Here is a 15,984-nt window from a genome sequence, read left to right on the forward strand (position 1 = left end):
GTTAACTGTTCGCTATGTCTCCGAACAAAGTGTTCGCGATGTCCCCGGTCCATACAGGGAGAGGGCTAGGGTGAGGGAGCTTTACGGTTGTCGTTTTGGCAAAAACGGCGGCAGGTATAACCCCAAATACGCATCCACCACGCGCAGGCCTTCTTCGGCCATGCGCGGGGTGATGCTGTCGTGCAGTTGGATCGAGCGCGCATACACCCGATCACCCAGTTCCATTGCCAAGGCAAATACGTCGACGTCTTGCGGCAGTACTGGCAATTCAAAATGGCGCATAAACAACGCGTGCAGCAGTTGCCCCAGTTCCAGGTCGTGCTGACGGTCGGCCCGGGTGACTTCGGTAAGGCCGTGCTGCGCCAGGATCAGTTGCCGGGCTGCTGCGTCTTCGCTGTAGATAGTCATCATGCGCTGCTCGACCACCCGCGACAGATCACGCCAGGTCGTCAATGCGCCGTGGTCGATGGGCGCTTGCAGGCAGGCGCGGAAAGCACCGTGCACATCCTCGGTGAGTGCTTCGAGCAAGGCCGGCACGCTGGCGAAAAAGTGATACACCGATGACGGCGGGATGCCCGCATGCTCGGCCACGCTGTAAATCGACAGGCTGGCGACGCCCTGTATCGCCAGCAAGGTCCGGGCGGCGGCAAGGATCGAATCAATTCGGCCCTGGCTACGTGCGCGGGGTTTGCGAGGGGTGACTCGTGGTGTGGCGAGGCGCGTCATGGGTGTCTCCTGCGGGGCTGCAGGCATTGTACGAGCCGGGTCAACCGATTGCACAGCGCAAAAAAAACGCCACGGGCGGTAAAGCCCGTGGCGTTTCTTGAGTACTGCAATCGCTTATACGGTATGCAGGTACCAGTTGTATTCGAGGTCGGAGATGGAGTGTTCAAACTCTTCCAGCTCGCTCTCTTTACAGGCCACAAAAATATCGATGTATTTTGGATCGATGTATTTGGCCATGACCTCGCTATCGTCCAACTCACGCAGTGCATCACGCAGGTTGTTCGGCAGGCTTTGCTCGTTTTGCTCGTAGGAGTTGCCTTCTACAGGAGCACCCGGTTCGATTTTGTTGGTCAGACCGTGGTGAACACCGGCCAGCACAGACGCCATCAGCAAGTACGGGTTGGCATCGGCACCGGCAACCCGGTGTTCGATACGCACGGCATCGGAAGAACCGGTCGGTACGCGGATCGCGACCGTACGGTTGTCCAGGCCCCAGCACGGCGAGTTCGGCACGTAGAACTGTGCGCCGAAACGACGGTAGGAGTTGACGTTAGGGCAAAGGAACGCCATCTGCGCCGGTAGGGTCTCGAGCACACCGCCGATCGCGTGACGCAATGCGGCGTTCTGCTCGGGATCCTCGCTGGCAAAAATATTTTTGCCATCTTTGTCCAGAATCGAAATATGGACGTGCAGCCCGTTGCCTGCCTGGCCTGGGTAAGGCTTGGCCATGAAGGTGGTGTCCATCTCATGGTCGTAGGCGATGTTTTTGATCAGACGCTTGAGCAGTACCGCGTAGTCGCAGGCCTTGATCGGGTCGGCAACGTGGTGCAGGTTCACTTCGAACTGCGCCGGGGCACTTTCCTTAACGATGGCGTCAGCCGGAATGCCTTGCTCTTTGGCACCTTCAAGAATGTCCTGGAGGCAGTCGACGTATTCGTCGAGGTCGTCGATCAGGTAAACCTGTGTCGAGTGCGGGCGCTTGCCGGAAATCGGGGAGCGTGGCGGCTGTGGGCGACCGTTTACGTTCTCCTGGTCGATCAGGTAGAACTCCAGCTCAAAGGCTGCGCAAATGGTCAGGCCAAGATCGTCAAATTTGGTAACAACTTGACGCAGTACTTCGCGCGGATCGGCGAAGAAAGGGTCACCTTCAAGTTCGTGCATGGTCATCAGCAGTTGCGCGGTTGGGCGCTTTTGCCATGGCTCGTTGCACAGGGTGTCAGGGATTGGATAACAGATTCGGTCTGCGTCGCCGATGTCCAGACCCAAGCCGGTGCTTTCCACCGTTGAGCCATTGATATCCAGGGCAAATAAAGAGGCAGGCAAGTTGATGCCCTTCTCGTAAACCTTGTGGAGGCTGGTGCGTTCGATGCGCTTGCCGCGCACCACACCATTCATATCCGCAATTAGAAGGTCTACGTACAGAACCTCAGGATGATCCTTAAGGAACGCGTTCGCTTCGTTAAGCTGAACGGCACGCGGGGGTACCGACATGATGCAACACCTTTGTTGTTAAAAATATCAATCATTGAGCGCTACGGGTTTCAGTCAACCCGAACGGCATACCGAAGTCAAGCAACCTATTTTTTGCCCCAAAAAAGCGCTCGAAGGGCATTTTTGACGCATTTTAGGGCGAATTTCGCCCTTATATCGCTTCACTACCCGCAGGCTTGAGCGGGCCGTGTTGTATTTTTTACGGGGGTGTTGTGTAAAAAAATGAACGAGGCTAAGCTCGATTCAAACCCATAACAGCAATAATACCGGGGTGTTACATGTCACGCCTGCCGATAATCGGCGTCACCGCCTGCACCAAGCAGATCGGTTTGCATCCTTATCACATCACTGGCGATAAGTACGTGCGAGCTGTCGCGGTGGCAGCCAAAGGCTTGCCTCTGATCCTGCCGTCTCTGGCAGAACTCATACAACCGTCCGATATTCTGGACGGCCTGGACGGCCTGCTCTTTACCGGGTCACCCTCCAATATCGAACCGCATTTGTATCACGGCCCGGCCAGCGCGCCAGGCACGCTGCATGATCCTGAACGTGATCGCACCACCCTCCCCTTGATTCGCGCCGCACTGGCAGCCGGCGTTCCGGTGCTCGGCATTTGCCGAGGGTTTCAAGAATTAAATGTAGCCCTGGGTGGCTCACTTCACCAGAAATTGCACGAAGTCGAAGGCTTCATAGAGCACCGTGAAGACCCGAGCGCACCGCTTGAGGTGCAGTACGGTCCCAGCCATGCCATGCACGTTCAACCGGGCGGCGTGCTGACGGGTTTGGGCCTGCCGAGCGACTTCGACGTCAACTCGATTCACACCCAGGGCATTGACCAGTTGGCCCCGGGGTTGCGCATTGAAGCCACTGCACCGGACGGGCTGGTAGAAGCGGTCTCGGTAAAAGACGGCAAGGCTTTTGCTTTAGCAGTTCAATGGCACCCCGAATGGCAGGTAAGCTCTAACCCGATTTACCTCGCAATCTTCCAGGCATTCGGAGATGCCTGCAGGCGGCGCGCACACCAACGCGACGCCGATGCGTCAGTAAACGCCTGACTTATTCAAGTCAGGAAACTCAGCCCAGAGGCATTTATGAGTAACAACCTCGACCAGCTCACCGATTGGTTGAAAGACCACAAGATCACAGAAGTCGAATGCATGATCGCCGACCTTACCGGCATTGCCCGCGGTAAGATCTCGCCGACCAACAAATTCATTGCCGAAAAAGGCATGCGCCTGCCCGAGAGCGTATTGCTGCAAACCGTTACGGGCGACTACGTCGAAGACGACATCTATTACGAACTCCTCGATCCGGCCGACATCGACATGGTCTGCCGTCCCGATCAGAACGCCGTTTATGTTGTGCCCTGGGCCATTGAGCCAACCGCTCAAGTGATTCACGACACCTACGACAAGCAGGGCAACCCGATTGAGTTGTCACCGCGCAACGTGCTGAAAAAGGTCCTCAAACTCTATGCCGACCACGGCTGGCAGCCGATCGTGGCGCCAGAAATGGAGTTTTACCTGACCAAGCGCAGCGAAGACCCGGACTACCCGTTGCAGCCGCCGGTCGGCCGCTCCGGTCGCCCGGAAACCGGTCGTCAGTCCTTCTCTATTGAAGCGGCCAACGAGTTCGATCCGCTGTTCGAAGACGTGTACGACTGGTGCGAGCTGCAAGAGCTGGATCTCGACACTCTGATCCACGAAGACGGCACCGCGCAGATGGAAATCAACTTCCGTCATGGCGATGCCCTGTCGCTGGCCGACCAGATCCTGATTTTCAAACGCACCATGCGTGAAGCCGCGCTCAAGCACGACGTGGCCGCCACCTTTATGGCCAAGCCCATGACCGGCGAGCCGGGCAGCGCGATGCATTTGCACCAGAGCATCATCGATATCGCCACGGGCAAAAACATCTTCTCCAATGAAGACGGGACGATGAGCCAGCTGTTCCTCAACCACATCGGCGGGTTGCAGAAGTTCATCCCTGAACTGCTGCCGCTGTTTGCACCGAATGTGAACTCCTTCCGCCGCTTCCTGCCTGATACCTCAGCGCCGGTGAACGTGGAATGGGGCGAAGAGAACCGCACCGTCGGCCTGCGCGTACCGGATGCCGGCCCGCAAAACCGCCGCGTCGAAAACCGTTTGCCGGGCGCCGATGCCAACCCGTACCTGGCCATTGCGGCCAGCTTGCTGTGTGGCTACATCGGCATGGTCGAAGGCATCAACCCAAGCGCGCCTGTAGTAGGCCGCGGCTATGAACGCCGCAACCTGCGCTTGCCGTTGACCATCGAAGACGCTCTGGAGCGGATGGAAAACAGCAAGACCGTCGAGAAGTACCTCGGCACCAAGTTCATCACCGGTTACGTCGCGGTCAAACGTGCCGAACATGAGAACTTCAAGCGCGTCATCAGTTCGTGGGAGCGGGAATTCCTGCTGTTCGCCGTCTGACACGCCGGGAGCCGCGCCTGGATGGTGCGGCCCCCCAACTGAATAAAAGGAGAGCTGTATGACTAGCAAGAACCCGCAAACGCAAGCCTGGCAACAACTGAGCAACGATCACCACCTGGCCCCTTTCAGTGACTTCAAGCAATTGAAAGAAGTTGGCCCGCGCATCATCACTCACGCCAAGGGCGTGTACCTCTGGGACAGTGAAGGTCACAAGATTCTCGACGGCATGGCCGGACTGTGGTGTGTTGCCATTGGTTATGGCCGTGACGAACTGGCCGATGCCGCCAGCAAGCAAATGCGCGAACTGCCGTACTACAACCTGTTCTTTATGACCGCTCACCCGCCGGTGCTTGAGTTGTCCAAAGTCATCGCCGACATCGCCCCCGAAGGCATGAACCACGTGTTCTTCACCGGTTCCGGTTCGGAAGGCAACGACACCATGTTGCGTATGGTTCGCCACTATTGGGCGATCAAGGGCCAGCCGAACAAGAAAGTCATCATCAGCCGTAAAAACGGCTACCACGGTTCGACCGTGGCGGGCGCAAGCCTGGGCGGCATGACCTACATGCACGAACAGGGCGACTTGCCGATCCCGGGCATTACCCACATCCCGCAACCGTACTGGTTCGGTGAAGGCGGCGACATGTCCCCGGAAGAGTTCGGCATCTGGGCGGCCAATCAACTGGAAGAAAAGATCCTTGAGCTGGGCGTCGACAACGTCGGTGCTTTTATTGCCGAGCCTATTCAAGGCGCCGGTGGCGTGATCGTTCCGCCAGACACCTACTGGCCGCGCATCAAAGAGATCCTCGCCAAGTACGACATTCTGTTCGTGGCTGATGAAGTGATCTGCGGCTTTGGCCGTACCGCCGAGTGGTTCGGCAGCGATTTCTACGACCTCAAACCCGACATGATGACCATCGCCAAGGGCCTGACCTCGGGCTATATCCCGATGGGCGGCCTGATCGTGCGCGATGAAGTGGTGGCCGTGCTCAACGAAGGCGGTGATTTCAACCACGGTTTCACCTACTCCGGTCACCCGGTAGCCGCCGCCGTTGCCCTCGAAAACATCCGCATCCTGCGCGACGAAAAAATTATCGAGAAGGCCAACGCCGAAACGGCACCGTATTTGCAAAAGCGTTTACGCGAACTCAACGATCACCCGTTGGTGGGCGAAGTGCGCGGTGTTGGCCTGTTGGGCGCCATTGAACTGGTGCAGGACAAAGCCACTCGCAAACGTTATGAAGGCCGGGGTGTGGGCATGATCTGCCGCCAGTTCTGCTTTGATAACGGCCTGATCATGCGCGCCGTCGGCGACACCATGATCATCGCGCCACCGCTGGTCATCAGCAAAGACGAGATCGATGAGTTGGTGACCAAGGCGCGTAAGTGCCTGGATCTGACCTTGGAAGCATTGCAGGGTTAACTGCTAGGCTTTGGGCGCAAGAAAACTGCGGATTTTATGTAGGCAATTGCGCTTAGAGCCTTAAGAATCAAGGCTCTTCCCTTGAAAGCCTGCCCTGGATCTTGCCAGACTAGCCGCCGGCTTTGGTTACCCTGACATCAGGTCGCTGAATCGGTGGTTTAAAAGAACAATTGGAGCATTACAGATGAAGGCATCAGGTTTTAAAAAAGCTGGCAAGACCCTTCTCGCCCTGTCCTTGATGGGTGTGGTGGCCGGGGCAGCACAAGCAGCAGACAAAGTGCTGCACGTTTACAACTGGTCCGATTACATCGCACCCGATACCGTCAAAAAGTTTGAAGACAAGACCGGTATCAAAGTGGTTTACGACGTGTTCGACAGCAACGAGACCCTTGAGGCCAAACTGCTGGCGGGCAAGTCTGGCTACGACATCGTCGTGCCATCCAACAACTTCCTGGCCAAGCAGATCAAAGCCGGCGTTTACCAGGAGCTGGACAAGTCCAAGCTGCCTAACTGGAAAAACCTCGACCCTGCTCTGCTCAAGGCCGTTGGCGATGCCAGTGACCCAGGCAACAAATTTGCGTTCCCGTACATGTGGGGCACCATTGGCATCGGCTACAACCCTGAGAAGGTCAAAGCCGCTCTGGGCGTCGACACCATTGATTCCTGGGACGTGATCTTCAAGCCCGAGAACATCGAGAAGCTGAAAAAATGTGGCGTGAGCGTACTCGACTCGCCAACCGAAATGCTGCCAGCGGCGCTGCACTACCTGGGCTTGCCGACCAACAGCCAGAAGAAAGACGATCTGCAGAAAGCCGAAGAACTGTTCCTCAAGGTGCGTCCTTCGATCGCTTACTTCCACTCCTCCAAGTACATCTCTGACCTGGCCAACGGCAACATCTGCGTTGCAGTGGGTTACTCGGGCGACCTGGAGCAATCCATCACCCGCGCCAAAGAAGCCGGTGACAAGGTCAAACTCAAGTACGTGATTCCGAAAGAAGGTGCTGGCAGCTTCTACGACATGGTCGCCATCCCTAAAGATGCCGAAAACGTTGATGCCGCTTACGCCTGGATGAACTACCTGCTGGAACCGGAAGTGATGGCCGAGATCACTAACAGTGTGCGTTTCCCGAACGGTAACAAAGCTGCAACACCGTTGGTGAATAAAGACATCTCGGGTGACCCAAGCATCTATCCGTCGGATGAAGTCAAAGAACATCTGTACGCGATCAGTGACTTGCCACCTGCAACCTTGCGCCTGCTGACCCGCAGCTGGACCAAGATCAAATCCGGTAAGTAACACGGCAATCCTGTAGGGGCGAGCTTGCCTCGCGATCTTTTAAAAGATCAAAAGATCGCGAGACGAGCTCGCTCCTACGGGCCAGATTTCATGTGAAATCAGCGTGTTATCGCAATAAATCGCAGAAAACTTTGCTGTGCAGGTTTATCGAGGGTAAGTTGCGCGCCGGTTTTGTCTTTAGCGGTTCAGCTGCCGGAAGACACGGGCAACTCAGGCCCAACTATTTAGAGGACCACCACGTGTCTATTTCCTTGTTTCGCAAGACCTTGATGGTCGGAGCCGGTCTAGCGCTTGCAGTCAGCGTTCAAGCGGCCCCCACCGTGCACATTTATAACTGGTCGGACTACATAGCACCCGATACCTTGGCCGATTTTGAAAAGGCCACCGGCATCAAACCGGTGTATGACGTCTTCGATTCCAACGAAACGCTGGAAGGCAAGCTGCTGGCTGGCCGTACCGGTTATGACGTGGTTGTGCCGTCTAACCACTTCCTGGGCAAACAGATCAAAGCGGGTGCTTTCCAAAAGCTCGACAAATCGCAGCTGCCCAACTATTCCAACCTGGATCCGGCCTTGCTCAAGCGCCTTGAGCAGAACGATCCGGGCAACCAATACGCCGTGCCGTACCTGTGGGGCACCAATGGCATTGGTTACAACGTCGATAAAGTCAAAGAAGTCCTGGGCGTCGACAAAATCGACTCGTGGGACGTGGTCTTCAAACCAGAAAACATCAAAAAGCTGCAAGCCTGCGGCGTATCGTTCCTGGATTCGGCCGATGAAATGATGCCGACCGTGCTCAATTACCTGGGCCTGAACGCCAACAGCACCAACCCTGAAGACTACAAAAAGGCCGAGAAAACCCTGTTGGCGGTGCGTCCTTACGTCACCTACTTCCACTCGTCCAAGTACATTTCCGATCTTGCCAACGGCAACATCTGCGTAGCGATTGGCTTCTCCGGTGATGTGTTCCAGGCCAAAAACCGTGCCGAAGAAGCGAAAAAAGGCGTGAACATTGCCTACGTCGTGCCCAAGGAAGGCGGCGCCCTGTGGTTTGACATGCTGGCGATTCCAAAAGACTCCAGCAACGTCAAAGAAGCCCACACGTTCATCAACTACCTGCTGCAACCTGAAGTCATCGCCAAGGTCAGTGACTACGTTGGCTATGCCAACCCAAACCCTGCGGCTGACAAGGTAATGGATGAGTCCATTCGCACCGACGAAGCGGTTTACCCAACCCAGGCGGTGCTGGACAAGACTTACGTTTCGACCGAGCTACCGCCGAACATTCAGCGTCTGATGACGCGTTCGTGGACTAAGGTCAAAACGGGTAAATAGCTCGCAAGACCACCTATCCAAGGCCCGAACCTCTTGTTCGGGCTGCTAAATTTGTTGGGAGTTTCGTAAATGGCTGTTGCCTCCGGCGCCTATAAGAAAGCCCTCGAGGGCGATCAGACCCCTAAACAGGTTCTGGTCAAAATCGACCGGGTCACGAAAAAATTCGACGAGACGATTGCAGTGGACGATGTGTCCCTGGAAATCAACAAAGGCGAGATCTTCGCCTTGCTCGGCGGATCGGGATCGGGCAAATCCACCTTGCTGCGCATGCTCGCCGGTTTCGAGCGCCCAACAGAGGGCCGTATTTTCCTCGATGGCGTCGACATCACCGACCTGCCGCCCTATGAGCGGCCGATCAACATGATGTTCCAGTCCTACGCTCTGTTCCCGCACATGACCGTGGCGCAAAACATCGCCTTCGGCCTCAAGCAGGACAAAATGGCAAGCGCTGAAATCGATGCCCGCGTTGGCGAAATGCTCAAGCTGGTGCACATGACCCAGTACGCCAAGCGCAAACCGCACCAATTGTCGGGCGGTCAGCGCCAGCGTGTGGCCTTGGCCCGTTCGCTGGCCAAGCGTCCTAAATTGCTGCTGCTCGACGAACCCATGGGTGCGCTGGACAAAAAACTGCGTTCGCAGATGCAACTGGAGCTGGTGGAAATCATCGAGCGCGTTGGCGTGACCTGCGTCATGGTGACCCACGACCAGGAAGAGGCCATGACCATGGCCCAGCGCATCGCGATCATGCACCTGGGCTGGATCGCCCAGATCGGCAGCCCGATCGACATCTATGAAACCCCGGTGAGCCGCCTGGTGTGCGAATTCATCGGTAACGTCAACCTGTTCGAAGGTGAAGTGGTCGACGACGCCGAAGGCTACGCGCGCATCAACAGCCCGGAGCTGGAGAACGACATTTACGTTGGGCATGGCGTGACCACCTCGGTCGAAGACAAACACATTACCTACGCGATCCGCCCGGAAAAGATGCTGATCACCACCGAAAAGCCGTCCTACGAGTACAACTGGTCGCGCGGCAAGGTGCATGACATCGCTTACCTGGGCGGCCACTCGGTGTTCTACGTCGAATTGCCTTGCGGCAAGCTGGTGCAATCGTTCGTGGCCAACGCTGAACGCCAGGGCGCTCGTCCGACCTGGGACGATCAGGTCTACGTCTGGTGGGAAGACGACAGCGGCGTGGTACTGCGCTCATGAACATGCGAAAGCTTAAACGCCGACTGCAACGAATAACTCCCGGTGGCCGTCATGTGGTCATCGGGATTCCATTCCTGTGGCTGTTTCTGTTCTTCATGCTGCCGTTCTTCATCGTTCTGAAGATCAGCTTTGCTGAGGCAGACGTCGCGATTCCGCCGTACACCGAGATCCTCAACTACGTTGACCAGAAGCTCGAGATCCTGCTGAACCTGGGCAACTACGCCATGTTGGGCGACGATGAGCTGTACATCGCCGCGTATCTGGGCTCGCTGAAAATGGCCTTTATCAGCACGCTGTTGTGCCTGCTGATCGGCTATCCGATGGCCTACGCCATCGCCAATGCGCGCAAAGAGATGCAGACCGTACTGGTGCTGCTGATCATGATGCCGACCTGGACCGCGATCCTGATCCGCGTTTACGCGTGGATGGGCATTCTGAGCAACAACGGCCTGCTCAATGGCTTCTTGATGTCCATGGGCTGGATCGATCAACCGCTGCAGATCCTCAACACCAACACCGCGGTGTACATCGGTATCGTCTACTCGTACCTGCCGTTCATGATCCTGCCGTTGTACGCCAACCTCGTCAAACACGACCACAGCTTGCTGGAAGCCGCGTCTGACTTGGGGTCGAGCACCTTCAACAGCTTCTGGAAGATCACCGTTCCGCTGTCTAAAAACGGCATCATCGCGGGCTGCATGCTGGTGTTTATCCCGGTAGTGGGCGAGTTCGTAATCCCGGAACTGCTGGGCGGCCCGGAAACCCTCATGATCGGTAAAGTGTTGTGGCAAGAGTTCTTCAACAACCGTGACTGGCCGGTAGCTTCTGCACTGGCGGTGGTCATGCTGGCGATCCTGATTGTGCCCATCATCCTGTTCAACCGCAGCCAGGCTAAAGAGCTGGAGGGCAAGATATGAAGCGCATCCGTTTCTCTAGCTTTATGTTGGTGGTAGGGCTGTTGTTCATCTACCTGCCAATGCTGATCCTGGTGATCTACTCCTTCAACGCCTCAAAACTGGTGACGGTGTGGGGCGGCTGGTCGCTGAAGTGGTACACCGGCCTGACCGACAACACCCAACTGATGGGCGCGGTCATGCGCTCGCTGGAAATCGCCTGCTACACGGCGATTGCAGCGGTCGCACTGGGCACCCTGGCAGCGTTCGTGCTGACCCGTATCAGCCACTTCAAGGGCCGCACGCTGTTCGGCGGCCTGGTGACGGCGCCGCTGGTCATGCCTGAAGTGATCACCGGTCTGTCACTGTTGCTGCTGTTCGTGGCCATGGCGCAGATGATTGGCTGGCCGCAAGAGCGCGGCATCGTCACCATCTGGATCGCTCACACCACGTTCTGTGCGGCCTATGTGGCGGTGGTGGTGTCGGCCCGTCTGCGCGAGCTGGACCTGTCCATCGAAGAAGCGGCCATGGACCTGGGTGCGAAGCCGTGGAAGGTGTTCTTCCTGATCACCATCCCGATGATCGCCCCGTCACTGGCGGCGGGCGCCATGATGTCCTTTGCCCTGTCGCTGGACGACCTGGTACTGGCCAGCTTCGTGTCCGGCCCGGGCTCCACCACCTTGCCAATGGAAGTGTTCTCGGCCGTGCGTCTGGGGGTTAAACCCGAGATCAACGCCGTGGCCAGCTTGATTTTGCTGGCGGTGTCGCTGGTGACCTTTATGGTGTGGTTCTTCAGCCGCCGTGCCGAAGAACACCGCAAAAAGGCCATCCAGCAAGCCATCGACGAAGCCGCTGCCGAGTCCTGGAAACAACCCGATGTACGCCGTCCAAAGTCGCCTGACGCCGCTTAAGACTGCGATTTAAAAAACCTCGCCTCCTGTCACAGGGAGGCGAGGTTTTTTATGGGCGCTTCTGACCAAACAGCAGGCTTTATGGCTTGGCCACGTGCCACACACCGCCTTTGCCGTCGCCGGTCTTGTCACCGGGGTTCTTGTCGCCTGCAAAGGTGTACAGCGGTTTGTCCTTGTAGACCCATTGTTTCGTGCCGTCTGTGCGCTCGGTCGTTTTCCAGTCCCCCATGTCTTTGGCGTCGGACTTGGCGGGCAGCGGTGGCCAGTTTTTGGCGCAGGTGTCGTAGCACGTCGACTTACCGTCCGCATCCTTGTCGTACGTGTAGAGCGTCAAGCCGACGTGATCAACCAGAAATCCGTCCTTGACCATCGCCGGCTCGTCAGCAAAGGCCAGCCCCGGAAGCGCCAGCGCGGCGGCCAGCAGCAATGCCTTCAGGGAAGTAGTGTTATAAGTCATCGGAATCGCCCTTTTTGTGGTTGTACGATTTGAGATCAAAGCGTAGTCCACTAATCTGCGGAGCGCTTTTAGGCTCAAAGCTGTCACACGACTGCAATAATTCCGTTATCTAATGCGCCACAAGACAGTTAAATGACACGAGGGTTACGGCATGGTTGGCAGGAGCATTTTGATCGTAGACGACGAGGCACCGATCCGCGAGATGATCGCGGTGGCCTTGGAAATGGCTGGCTACGATTGCCTGGAAGCCGACAATGCTCAGGACGCTCACGCCATCATCGTGGACCGTAAGCCTGACCTGATTCTGCTGGACTGGATGCTGCCCGGCGGCACGTCGGGGATCGAATTGGCCCGTCGCCTGAAACGCGAAGAACTGACCAATGACATTCCGATCATCATGCTCACCGCCAAGGGCGAAGAGGACAACAAGATCCAGGGCCTGGAAGTGGGCGCTGATGACTACATCACCAAGCCGTTTTCCCCGCGTGAACTGGTCGCCCGCCTCAAGGCCGTGCTGCGCCGTGCAGGCCCTGCCGACAACGAATCACCGATTGAAATCGGCGGACTGTTGCTCGACCCCATCAGCCACCGCGTCACCATAGACGGCACCCCGGCAGACATGGGCCCCACCGAGTACCGCCTGCTGCAATTCTTCATGACCCACCAGGAACGCGCCTACACCCGTGGCCAGTTACTTGACCAAGTGTGGGGCGGCAACGTGTACGTTGAAGAACGGACCGTCGACGTGCACATCCGTCGCTTGCGCAAAGCCCTCGGCGAAGCGTATGAAAATCTGGTACAAACCGTGCGCGGCACCGGTTATCGGTTTTCAACAAAAGCTTAAAAGCAGCAGCTATCTATTAGCTGTAAGCGGCAAGCTTGGAGCTTGCTACTTACAGCTTGCCGCTTAAGCCCACAACGGGACGTGTGACTTGAACCCAAATTGGCATGGCACTCTGATTCGCCATCTATTGCTTTTGATTACCGGCTGCCTGTTCATCGGGTTGATCAGTGGGTATTACGGCTGGAGCCTGGTCGTCGGTCTTGGCCTTTATCTGGGCTGGACCCTTAAACAGCTGCTGCGCCTGCACGATTGGCTGCGCAACCACCAACCCGACGAAGCCCCGCCCGATGGCTACGGCCTGTGGGGCGAGGTGTTTGACAGCATCTACCACCTGCAACGCCGCGACCAGCGCGTACGCGGGCGTCTGCAAGCGGTCATTGATCGCGTGCAAGAGTCCACCGCCGCCCTCAAGGACGCGGTGGTCATGCTCGACAGCCATGGCGACCTGGAATGGTGGAACCGCGCCGCCGAAACCCTGCTGGGCCTCAAGACCCCGCAAGACAGCGGCCAGCCGGTCACCAACCTGGTTCGCCACCCGCGCTTCAAGGAATATTTCGACAACGGCAATTACGCCGAACCGCTGGAAATTCCATCGCCGGTCAACGACCACCTGCGCATCCAGCTCTACATCACGCGCTATGGCAACAACGAACACCTGATGCTGGTGCGCGATGTCACCCGCCTCCACCATCTGGAGCAAATGCGCAAAGACTTCATTGCCAACGTGTCCCACGAACTGCGCACGCCGTTGACGGTGATTTGCGGCTATCTGGAAACCCTGCTTGATAACGTCGATGACGTGAACCCGCGCTGGAAGCGCCCGCTGTCACAAATGCAGCAACAGGGCGAACGCATGCAGACGCTGCTCAATGACCTGCTGTTACTGGCCAAGCTGGAAGCCACCGACTACCCGTCGGACAACCAGCCAGTGCCTATCGACGCCTTGCTGCGCTCGATCAAGGGCGACGCCCAGGCGTTGTCCGGGCAACGCAACCAGACCATCACCCTGGACATTGACACCAACGTGGCCCTCAAGGGCAGCGAAGCCGAGCTGCGCAGCGCGTTTTCCAACCTGGTGTTCAACGCCGTCAAATACACCCCGGACGGCGGCTCTATCCGCATTCGCTGGTGGGCAGACCACTTGGGCGCGCACCTCAGCGTGCAGGATTCGGGAGTCGGCATCGACAACAAACACCTGCCGCGCCTGACCGAACGCTTCTACCGCGTAGACTCCAGCCGCAACGCCAGCACCGGCGGTACGGGGCTGGGGCTGGCCATCGTCAAACACGTGCTATTGCGCCATCACGGGCACCTGGACATCAGCAGCGTATTGGGCCACGGCAGCACTTTTACCTGCCAATTCGACCCGGTTCAGGTCATAAAACCCAGGATTAGCGCCTCCGTCAGCTGACCCGTGTGGCAAAAGCCCACTAGGCAAGCACCGCATCAGCCGCTACATTGCTTGGCCGGGGCCTGCTTATGCAGGCCCTGAAACCCTCAACTCGTTGAATATTGGAACCCGTAAAACTCCATCATGGACCCTTCCCCTGGCTTGACCCTCGCAACACTCTTCGCCGACTTCGGCATGATTCTTTTTGCTCTGATCCTGGTACTGCTCAACGGCTTTTTCGTTGCGGCTGAATTTGCCATGGTCAAACTGCGCTCGACCCGGGTCGAGGCCATCGCAGACGTCAACGGCTGGCGCGGGCAGATCCTGCGCACCGTGCACAACCAGCTCGACGCTTACCTGTCCGCCTGCCAATTGGGTATCACCCTGGCCTCGCTGGGTCTGGGCTGGGTCGGTGAGCCGGCGTTTGCCCACTTGCTCGAACCGCTACTCGGCGCGCTGGGCGTGCAGTCGCCTGAAGTGATCAAAGGCGTGTCGTTCTTTACCGCCTTCTTCATCATTTCGTACCTGCACATTGTGGTCGGCGAACTGGCCCCCAAATCCTGGGCCATCCGCAAACCCGAAACCCTGTCGCTGTGGACAGCCGTGCCGCTGTACCTGTTTTACTGGGCCATGTACCCGGCCATCTACTTGCTCAACGCCAGCGCCAACGCCATTTTGCGGATTGCCGGCCAAGGCGAGCCCGGTGCTCACCATGACCACGCCTACAGCCGCGAAGAACTCAAACTGATCCTGCACTCCAGCCGTGGTCAGGACCCGAGCGACCAAGGCATGCGCGTGCTGGCCTCGGCCGTGGAAATGGGCGAGCTGGAAGTGGTCGACTGGGCCAATTCGCGCGAAGACCTGGTGACCCTGGACTACAAGGCACCGCTCAAGGAAATCCTTGCGCTGTTCCGCCGTCACAAGTTCAGCCGCTACCCGGTCTACGACGCCGACACCAACACCTTTGTCGGCCTGCTGCACATCAAGGACCTGCTGCTTGAGCTGGCCGACCTCGACCACCTGCCCGAAACCTTCAACCTTGAAGAACTGATCCGCCCGCTGGAACGCGTGTCACGCCACATGCCGCTGGCGCAGTTGCTGGAGCAGTTCCGCAAGGGCGGCGCGCACTTTGCCCTGGTGGAAGAAGCCGACGGCAAAGTGGTCGGCTACCTGACCATGGAAGACGTGCTCGAAGTGCTGGTGGGCGACATTCAGGACGAACACCGCAAGGCCGAGCGCGGCATCCTCTCGTACCAGCCGGGCAAACTGCTGGTGCGCGGTGACACGCCGTTGTTCAAGATCGAGCGCCTGCTGGGCGTCGACCTTGACCACGTCGAAGCCGAAACCGTTGCGGGCCTGATCTACGACACCCTTAACCGCGTGCCCGAAGAAGAAGAGCAACTGGAAGTCGAAGGCCTGCGCATCATCATCAAAAAGATGAAAGGCCCGAAAATCGTCCTGGCCAAAGTGCTGAAGCTCAACTGATAGCCGCATAACCCCTGTAGGAGCGAGCTTGCTCGCGATCTTTTAACGATCAAAAGATCGCGAGCAAGCTC

General features: G+C 57.6%; 14 protein-coding genes. 11 read left to right on the top strand and 3 right to left on the bottom strand.

The window, feature by feature from the left end:
* Positions 1-81: 81 nt before the first annotated feature.
* Together AAEZ03_RS23975 and AAEZ03_RS23980 are read right to left on the bottom strand one after the other, a co-directional pair.
* Positions 82-726: a TetR/AcrR family transcriptional regulator gene (locus tag AAEZ03_RS23975; protein ID WP_350582056.1), complete on the bottom strand. Its 645-nt coding sequence runs from the start codon at positions 724-726 to the stop codon at positions 82-84.
* 114 nt (positions 727-840) lie between these two features.
* Positions 841-2,217 carry a glutamine synthetase family protein gene (locus tag AAEZ03_RS23980; RefSeq protein ID WP_048371112.1) on the bottom strand — a complete coding sequence of 459 codons (1,377 nt, stop codon included), beginning with the start codon at positions 2,215-2,217 and terminating at the stop codon, positions 841-843.
* Positions 2,218-2,495: 278 nt separating this feature from the next.
* Between AAEZ03_RS23980 and AAEZ03_RS23985 the strand changes: the two genes are divergently transcribed.
* From AAEZ03_RS23985 to AAEZ03_RS24020, 8 genes are all read left to right on the top strand, one after another.
* Positions 2,496-3,272, top strand: coding sequence for a gamma-glutamyl-gamma-aminobutyrate hydrolase family protein (locus AAEZ03_RS23985; RefSeq protein ID WP_350582059.1), 777 nt, complete (start codon positions 2,496-2,498; stop codon positions 3,270-3,272).
* 36 nt (positions 3,273-3,308) lie between these two features.
* Complete coding sequence (locus tag AAEZ03_RS23990; protein ID WP_048371116.1) at positions 3,309-4,667, top strand: glutamine synthetase family protein; 1,359 nt, start codon at positions 3,309-3,311, stop codon at positions 4,665-4,667.
* A gap of 58 nt (positions 4,668-4,725) precedes the next feature.
* Positions 4,726-6,090: an aspartate aminotransferase family protein gene (locus tag AAEZ03_RS23995; protein ID WP_048371118.1), complete on the top strand. Its 1,365-nt coding sequence runs from the start codon at positions 4,726-4,728 to the stop codon at positions 6,088-6,090.
* Between the two features lie 184 nt (positions 6,091-6,274).
* Complete coding sequence (locus AAEZ03_RS24000; RefSeq protein ID WP_350582064.1) at positions 6,275-7,387, top strand: polyamine ABC transporter substrate-binding protein; 1,113 nt, start codon at positions 6,275-6,277, stop codon at positions 7,385-7,387.
* Between the two features lie 239 nt (positions 7,388-7,626).
* Entirely contained in the window at positions 7,627-8,721 is a 1,095-nt protein-coding gene (locus AAEZ03_RS24005) for a polyamine ABC transporter substrate-binding protein (protein ID WP_282364055.1), read from the top strand.
* 69 nt (positions 8,722-8,790) lie between these two features.
* Positions 8,791-9,933, top strand: a complete 1,143-nt coding sequence (locus AAEZ03_RS24010) for an ABC transporter ATP-binding protein (protein ID WP_153390027.1) — start codon at positions 8,791-8,793, stop codon at positions 9,931-9,933.
* The gene (locus AAEZ03_RS24015) at positions 9,930-10,850 is read left to right on the top strand and encodes an ABC transporter permease subunit (protein ID WP_048371123.1); all 921 of its coding nucleotides are present in this window, start codon (positions 9,930-9,932) and stop codon (positions 10,848-10,850) included. The genes AAEZ03_RS24010 and AAEZ03_RS24015 overlap by 4 nt, the downstream gene beginning before the upstream one ends.
* Positions 10,847-11,737 (top strand): ABC transporter permease subunit, encoded by an 891-nt coding sequence (locus tag AAEZ03_RS24020; protein WP_350582068.1) that lies wholly within the window; start codon positions 10,847-10,849, stop codon positions 11,735-11,737. The genes AAEZ03_RS24015 and AAEZ03_RS24020 overlap by 4 nt, the downstream gene beginning before the upstream one ends.
* Before the next feature lie 79 nt (positions 11,738-11,816).
* Here AAEZ03_RS24020 and AAEZ03_RS24025 read toward each other — a convergent pair whose 3' ends face one another.
* Positions 11,817-12,194 carry a COG4315 family predicted lipoprotein gene (locus tag AAEZ03_RS24025; protein ID WP_350582071.1) on the bottom strand — a complete coding sequence of 126 codons (378 nt, stop codon included), beginning with the start codon at positions 12,192-12,194 and terminating at the stop codon, positions 11,817-11,819.
* A gap of 151 nt (positions 12,195-12,345) precedes the next feature.
* Between AAEZ03_RS24025 and phoB the strand changes: the two genes are divergently transcribed.
* From phoB to AAEZ03_RS24040, 3 genes are all read left to right on the top strand, one after another.
* Complete coding sequence (gene phoB / locus AAEZ03_RS24030) at positions 12,346-13,038, top strand: phosphate regulon transcriptional regulator PhoB (protein WP_048371134.1); 693 nt, start codon at positions 12,346-12,348, stop codon at positions 13,036-13,038.
* An 88-nt stretch (positions 13,039-13,126) separates the two neighbouring features.
* The gene (phoR, locus tag AAEZ03_RS24035) at positions 13,127-14,449 is read left to right on the top strand and encodes a phosphate regulon sensor histidine kinase PhoR (RefSeq protein WP_048371136.1); all 1,323 of its coding nucleotides are present in this window, start codon (positions 13,127-13,129) and stop codon (positions 14,447-14,449) included.
* Positions 14,450-14,572: 123 nt separating this feature from the next.
* Complete coding sequence (locus tag AAEZ03_RS24040; RefSeq protein ID WP_048371137.1) at positions 14,573-15,913, top strand: hemolysin family protein; 1,341 nt, start codon at positions 14,573-14,575, stop codon at positions 15,911-15,913.
* The last annotated feature ends 71 nt before the right edge of the window (positions 15,914-15,984 follow it).

Source organism: Pseudomonas sp. HY2-MNA-CIBAN-0224 (assembly GCF_040310285.1).
Lineage (GTDB): Bacteria > Pseudomonadota > Gammaproteobacteria > Pseudomonadales > Pseudomonadaceae > Aquipseudomonas > Aquipseudomonas helleri.

What these genes read in the sequence shown, in the direction of transcription:
- AAEZ03_RS23975 (WP_350582056.1), bottom strand. Translation starts at nt 726, where the DNA reads ATGACGCGCCTCGCCACACCACGAGTCACCCCTCGCAAACCCCGCGCA.
- AAEZ03_RS23980 (WP_048371112.1), bottom strand. Translation starts at nt 2,217, where the DNA reads ATGTCGGTACCCCCGCGTGCCGTTCAGCTTAACGAAGCGAACGCGTTC.
- AAEZ03_RS23985 (WP_350582059.1), top strand. Translation starts at nt 2,496, where the DNA reads ATGTCACGCCTGCCGATAATCGGCGTCACCGCCTGCACCAAGCAGATC.
- AAEZ03_RS23990 (WP_048371116.1), top strand. Translation starts at nt 3,309, where the DNA reads ATGAGTAACAACCTCGACCAGCTCACCGATTGGTTGAAAGACCACAAG.
- AAEZ03_RS23995 (WP_048371118.1), top strand. Translation starts at nt 4,726, where the DNA reads ATGACTAGCAAGAACCCGCAAACGCAAGCCTGGCAACAACTGAGCAAC.
- AAEZ03_RS24000 (WP_350582064.1), top strand. Translation starts at nt 6,275, where the DNA reads ATGAAGGCATCAGGTTTTAAAAAAGCTGGCAAGACCCTTCTCGCCCTG.
- AAEZ03_RS24010 (WP_153390027.1), top strand. Translation starts at nt 8,791, where the DNA reads ATGGCTGTTGCCTCCGGCGCCTATAAGAAAGCCCTCGAGGGCGATCAG.
- AAEZ03_RS24015 (WP_048371123.1), top strand. Translation starts at nt 9,930, where the DNA reads ATGAACATGCGAAAGCTTAAACGCCGACTGCAACGAATAACTCCCGGT.
- AAEZ03_RS24020 (WP_350582068.1), top strand. Translation starts at nt 10,847, where the DNA reads ATGAAGCGCATCCGTTTCTCTAGCTTTATGTTGGTGGTAGGGCTGTTG.
- AAEZ03_RS24025 (WP_350582071.1), bottom strand. Translation starts at nt 12,194, where the DNA reads ATGACTTATAACACTACTTCCCTGAAGGCATTGCTGCTGGCCGCCGCG.
- phoB (WP_048371134.1), top strand. Translation starts at nt 12,346, where the DNA reads ATGGTTGGCAGGAGCATTTTGATCGTAGACGACGAGGCACCGATCCGC.
- AAEZ03_RS24040 (WP_048371137.1), top strand. Translation starts at nt 14,573, where the DNA reads ATGGACCCTTCCCCTGGCTTGACCCTCGCAACACTCTTCGCCGACTTC.